The 6,217-nt window shown below is 45.6% G+C and carries 4 protein-coding genes; all 4 read right to left on the minus strand.

The features are described from left to right. Window positions 1–232 precede the first annotated feature (232 nt). On the minus strand, window positions 233–2,080 hold the full coding sequence (locus DW949_RS11850; RefSeq protein WP_118023425.1) for a sigma 54-interacting transcriptional regulator: 1,848 nt from the start codon (window positions 2,078–2,080) through the stop codon (window positions 233–235). A gap of 140 nt (window positions 2,081–2,220) precedes the next feature. Then, window positions 2,221–3,597, minus strand: coding sequence for a sodium-dependent transporter (locus DW949_RS11855; RefSeq protein ID WP_118023426.1), 1,377 nt, complete (start codon window positions 3,595–3,597; stop codon window positions 2,221–2,223). Between the two features lie 498 nt (window positions 3,598–4,095). Next, window positions 4,096–5,283, minus strand: a complete 1,188-nt coding sequence (locus DW949_RS11860) for a pyridoxal phosphate-dependent aminotransferase (RefSeq protein WP_118023427.1) — start codon at window positions 5,281–5,283, stop codon at window positions 4,096–4,098. Between the two features lie 31 nt (window positions 5,284–5,314). After that, window positions 5,315–6,076, minus strand: coding sequence for an IclR family transcriptional regulator (locus DW949_RS11865; RefSeq protein ID WP_118023428.1), 762 nt, complete (start codon window positions 6,074–6,076; stop codon window positions 5,315–5,317). Between the last annotated feature and the right edge of the window lie 141 nt (window positions 6,077–6,217).

Consider the following 6,217-nt stretch of genomic DNA (forward strand, 5'->3'; position numbering starts at 1 on the left):
AAATAGCAATAACAATTTTATGACAATAGTTTCACAATAATGCAAGTAATATCCATGCCAACAAAAGATCTTTATATACCATTCATCCACAAAAGGGGCATTCCCTCTCCATCATGCCCTATATTCTCCTGTTCCATACAGAAAAAAAAATCAGGACAGACTCATATGGGCCTGCCCTGAACCATGTAATGATCCTGCATGGATTCATTGTACGTTTCAAATTTGTACATAACTATTTCTTTTCTGAAACATCATGTAACTTTCGCCATAATGTAATCCGGCTGATGCCCAATTGCCGGCACACCTCCGCCTGCGACTTACGCTGCAACAGCGATGACGCAAAAATTTTCTCCGCTTCTTTCAGTGTGACATGATCCGGCACGGCAATGACTGCATCATCTGCATCAGATTGAGGCAGATCATCTTCTTCCAAAATAGCCGCAACACGTTTTTCCGTTATCGTTTCCTCTTCAAACGCCAGCACTTCTGCTACATTTTTCAGCTCTCTTATGTTTCCCGGCCAATCATAGTCCTGCAGCCTCTGTCTGGCGCGGTCCGTTATATGTATCATTCCCCCGCTTCCACTGTACTTCCTGAAATATTGCTGAAAAAGCGGCCATATATCTTCAGACCGTTCTTTCAGGGACGGCAGGCTGAGACGCAGGACATTGATACGATAGTACAAATCGAACCGGAACTTCCCATGCCGGGCCAGTTCTTTCAAATTCCGGTTTGTCGCACAGATTACACGTATATCCAGCGGGATGATCCGGTCATCCCCGATCCGCATCACTTCCCGTTCCTGCAATACACGCAACAACCTTCCCTGCACATCCAGGGGCAGTTCTCCTATCTCATCCAGAAAAATAGTTCCCTTATGAGCCATTTCAAAAAGTCCTGGTTTGCCGGAGTGCCTGGCTCCGGTAAAAGCCCCTTCGGCATAGCCGAAAAGCTCACTTTCTATGAGATCTTCCGGCAGGGAAGCACAATTCACCGATACGAACGGATGCGCTGACCGGGGACTTGCATTATGGATACTCTGAGCCAGTCCCTCTTTTCCCGTACCCGTAGCTCCATAGATAAGAATATTGGAACGGGTCCGGGCAAATTTTTCTGCCCGTTCCAGCAGATGTTTCATTTCCGAAGAAGTGGTAAAAATATCAGAAAACCGGGTTTTAGCATAAAAACCGCTTTGTCGCGACGACAAGCGGATACGCCGTTCCTGTTTTTCAATTTCCCGTACTTCCTGAATGACAAAGACGTCATTGGCATGATGATTCATCTGCAGCGGGATGCGTTTAATCAGAATTCTGCTGCTTCCCAGAACTGCAACAGTTTCTTTCTCCTCTTTCCTGATAAAACAGGAAAGGACTTTATACCAGTCCTGTTTATGTTCCCGTTCCAGAATCTGTTGGGCCGTCGTATTAAAATACACCGGCTGATGGTCCCCGGAAAAAATTACGATGCCTTCCCGCACCGTATTGATAACGGCATTGAGCCGTTCCATCTGAAAATTCGTCAATCCGCGCATCCGTTCAATCCGCAGAGCTTCATCGAGTGCCCGTTCCACGGCAATACGGCCCGACCGGATATAGGCGTGGTCAGCATGCAGTTCCTGCGCTTTTTTCACTGCCTGATGACAACCTATGATATAGTCCGCCCCTTCGCCACATACCTTCTCCACCATATGGCGGATTTCGATATACGTCTTGCAGGGACGGAGCCATATTTTTATATTCTGGAACGCAAAATCTTTTACTGTATTGTCAATGATATTATTATTGGTCACAATGCCAATCTGCGTGTATCCGGCAAAAACGGCATCCTGAATTTCTTCCAGGATATCACTGAATGTCGTCGTAATTTCTACAACCGTACGTTCCGGCAACCGTTTCAGATCATTGGCCGTGCCTCCGCGGCTAATCAGTATCGTCTTATCCGGCCGGCTCTTGGCAATCTGCACAGCCTTTTCATTTGAAGCCGTAACTATTTCTATATCCAGATTCCTGTTGTGCATCACCCGCTTCGCAGTCTTTGTCAGCTCTTCAAAAGGCGCAATAAACAAAACAGAATGCATCATGTATCCCAAAGCTCCTCCCCACCGATATCCCGGCTTAGAATAATCTTGTTTTTCCGTCACTTCTGTCACTCACGAAAAGTATACCCTTTTTTATACGTATAGAAAAGGGGCTGTAACAGAATGAGTTTCCCTCACGTCTGTTACAGCCCCTGTTGCTTTCCGTGTCCAAGTAGAATATATATTACATAAAAAATCGAACTGAGCACTTTGGGGATATTCATACAGGATTGGATGAACAATAATACTAAAACAGGACAGATAATGTATTTATACAGCGGGTCATAGAGAGACGGGATCGTAAAGGTACTGCCTGGCTTGATCCATTCTTCCCGCACCTTTTTCGCTCCCACATACCAGGCAAGAAGAATAGCCATAATAGAAGCAGTCAGTGTATACCCGACATCTCCAATAAAGAAATCCATCGCTGCCAGAAATTTCTCACTCCAGATACAGGGAATGGCCCCTAAAATAGTGACTACCGCAATAAATACAATCGTCTTTTTACGACTCCAGCCCATTCCGCCGCTAACGGTTGTCACGGAATTTTCCATGATGCCAACGGAAGAAGAAAATGCTCCCAGTGCCATAGCTGCAAAAAATCCCAAAGCAATAACAATAGAAAACGGCAGCTGGGCAAAAACAAAAGGCAGCGTAATGAATGTCAGATTAGGACCTGAATTAAGATCCAGCCCGAATGCAACGACAGCCGGTACAATAATCAGTCCGGAGAGGATACATCCTAACAGATTCCAAAAAGCTACCGTAAGAAAATCCGTAGGAATATCTGAATCTTCCGGCAAATACGCACCGTATGCCATCAGTGCCGCCGGCCCTAATCCAATAGCAAAGAGGGCCATCCCCGTTGCCCGGGCCCACATGGAAAAGTTGAGCATCTGGGACCAGTCCGGTTCAACAAAAAGCTGTATACCAGGGGCAATATTAGGGAGCGTCAAAACGCGAACCATGAGCAAGCCTAAAATAACAAATAACAGAGGAATCCCGTATTTACAGAATCGTTCAACACCACCCTGAATTCCTTTCCACAAAATGACAGCATTCAATACAATCGTGACAACGGTCCAGGAAAATACTGCTGTCTTGTTATTGCTGAAGTCATTGAAAAATCTAACGGGATCTGCCATGATTTCATTGCCATAAAAAATACTGAAGCAAATGTACGCTAGTGTCCAGGCGGTAACGACCATGTAAAACATGTTAAGCCCTGTAGGGATAATCGGATAAATCCAAGCAATACGTCCCAGTTTTTTACCCAGAACATTTTTAAAAGCAACAACAGGACCACTGTGCATTTTACGTGCAAAAGCAATTTCTGCCATCCCGGCCGGAACAGCCAGTACCAGTGTAATAATCAAAAACATGAGCACAAAAGCACCCCCGCCGCTTTGTGCCGTTACATATGGAAATCTCCAGATGGCGCCTAATCCAAAGGCCATGCCAATCATAGTAAAGACAAAGCCGATAGACGAGCCAAACTGCTCTTTCTTTTTTCCTGCCATATAAGAATCCCCCTCGTTTTATGATTTATAAAAATAATGTGCTTTACTTCGTATCCCCATACGAAGCGCCACTCTTCAGGCTGCGCCACATCGTCCAGGCAGACCCTCCACCTACGACAACAAAATAAAAGGCCAGCATACACCATGTCGTACTATCCATATCCTTCACCCCCTTCATGGAAAAAAATGAAAATGCCGTATGCAGTGTGAATCGGATTCACACCTGACATACGGCATTGTACGCATATATATTTTATTTTTCTTGAATTATTTTAAAATTCTTTGTTTTTTATTACTTTTATGCAAATATCATACAATATATTTTATTCAATGTAAAAACAGTACCTTTTATAATGATATGACATTATTTGATAGAGGTTCCATGCAATTGTAGTATGTCATCTCTCTATATAGTCAAAAACCGTTACAACACAGGGTACAAGCCATGTTGTAACGGTTTTCCATAAAGAGAAAAGGGTAGTTGATTTGTATATAATATTATTTGTACATATCACGGAGTTTCTGGAAAGCCGGCAGGGACCGTTCGATCATGTCCGGCTGCTTGCAGTACGAAATGCGGGCATATCCCGGGCAGCCGAATCCTGTCCCCGGTACGAGGAGCAGGTTGATTTTCTTGCCATTTTCCATGAGCTGCATGTCATCGCCATCGGGCGCTTTTATGAACAAATAGAAAGCTCCGCTGGGATATACACAGTCAAATCCCATTTCACTTAGATGATTGTACAGTGTCTTCCGGTTCTGGTCATAGACGCTGAAATCAGAAGTCATGCCCATGCATTTCAGGATGACATGCTGATAGAGATTAGGCATGTTGACAAACCCCAGGGCACGGCCGGCACCACAGACCGCCGTATAGATGGCTTTTCCATCTTCCACACCTTCCGGCACCAGGATATAACCGGCACGGTTTCCCGGAAGAGACAGGGACTTGCTGTACGAATAGAGGATAATCGTATCTTTATAGAACTTCGGTACATAGAGAATAGGGATGTGGTCATAAACAATTTCACGGTACGGTTCATCGGAAATCAGATAAATGGGATGGCCCAGTTCCTGTGATTTTTCCCGCAGGAGATCCCCTAATTTCGTCAGCGTTTCTGCCGAATATACCATCCCTGACGGATTGTTCGGCGAATTAATCAGGACTGCTTTCGTCCGCGGCGTGATGGCTGCTGCCAGTTTTTCCATATCGAGCTGGAAATGTTTCGTGTCTGGCGGCACGATGACAGCCTTTCCTCCCGGAACCGTAACGAATGTCCTGTATTCCGGATAATAAGGCGCAATGATGATGACTTCGTCTCCGTCCTGTTCAATCAGCGCTTTCATGATAATGGCCAATGATGCGCTGGCACCACAGGTAAGATAGAAATTATCTGCCTTAAGATCAGCCCCATAAGTCTGATTCATATAATCAGCCAGCCCCTGACGTACTTTGGGAAGGCCCATAGCCGGGGTATAGCTGTTGATTTCCATGGGAGAATACTTCGTCGCCAGTTCGACAATGGCATCGGATACAGCCTGCGGTGGCGGTACCGACGGGTTGCCGATACTGTAATCAAATACATTTTCTTCCCCTACTTTTTCAGCCTGCTGCAGGCCGAACATGTAGAGTGTACGAATCAGGTTGGCTTTGGCTCCCAATTCATACATTTTCGTTGCTACCATATCTATCCCTCCCTGATATCAGTTCAATTCATTATGAACACAAAATCTGTGCATAAGAATGAGAAATACGCTTCGTTGCAGCCAGTGTACATTGTAAAATATGTTGTACAATGTCCGGAGTAATCCGGGCCTTGGGCACACTGACACTGACAGCAGCCGCTACTTTGCCGGGGTAGGCAAAAACAGGCGCTGCCACACAATATAACCCAAGGCTGAACTCTTCATCATCCAGGTAATATCCCTGTCTGCGGGTCTGGAGAATCGTATTGTAGAGATGTTCGAAGTCCGGCTGTGCCCGGTCCGTACCCACCGTGAACGTTTCCGGCAGAAGTTCCCGGATATCTTCCCGCGGCAGATACGACAACAGACACCGCCCCAGCCCCGTGCAATACAGAGGATATCGTTTTCCTAAGATGAAATTAGGACGCAGCAGCTGGTCTGTATCGACTTTGGCGATATATTCCAGCTCACCGCCCATCCGGATTCCCAGATTGACAGTTTCATGTGTTTCTTTCTGAAGACGGATCAGTTCTTTTTTCGCATTGTCCAGCCATTGCGGTGCATACCGTGCCGATGTCAGTGAGCGAAGAATACGCAGAGAGAGGCGGTATTTTTTATTGTTTGGATTTTGAAAAATGACTCCGATAAACTCCAGTGTATTGACGAGCCGTTGAATCGTACTTTCCGGCTGTCCGGTCAATTGACTGAAATCACCGATGCCGTACTCATCTGTATCGCCATGATAGCAGTCCAGCAGGGCCATTCCTTTGATTAATGAGCTGTTATAGGCCATAAGGACCTCCCACCTTCAGGTAAAATGCAATGCTGTCATACAGACTGACTGTATTTATATATACTACAAGAGTCAGTCTTCTACTTTTACGCCGGCAATCTTGAGAGCTGCTTTCTTCTTCGCTTCCAGATTTGCCAGTTT

Origin of the sequence: Megasphaera sp. AM44-1BH (assembly GCF_003467125.1) — a bacterium.
In the GTDB taxonomy this organism is placed as follows: domain Bacteria; phylum Bacillota; class Negativicutes; order Veillonellales; family Megasphaeraceae; genus Megasphaera.

Excerpts from the sequence above, each read along its gene's own strand:
- DW949_RS11860 (WP_118023427.1), bottom strand. The coding sequence starts at position 5,283 with ATGGTAGCAACGAAAATGTATGAATTGGGAGCCAAAGCCAACCTGATT.
- DW949_RS11850 (WP_118023425.1), bottom strand. The coding sequence starts at position 2,080 with ATGATGCATTCTGTTTTGTTTATTGCGCCTTTTGAAGAGCTGACAAAG.
- DW949_RS11855 (WP_118023426.1), bottom strand. The coding sequence starts at position 3,597 with ATGGCAGGAAAAAAGAAAGAGCAGTTTGGCTCGTCTATCGGCTTTGTC.
- DW949_RS11865 (WP_118023428.1), bottom strand. The coding sequence starts at position 6,076 with ATGGCCTATAACAGCTCATTAATCAAAGGAATGGCCCTGCTGGACTGC.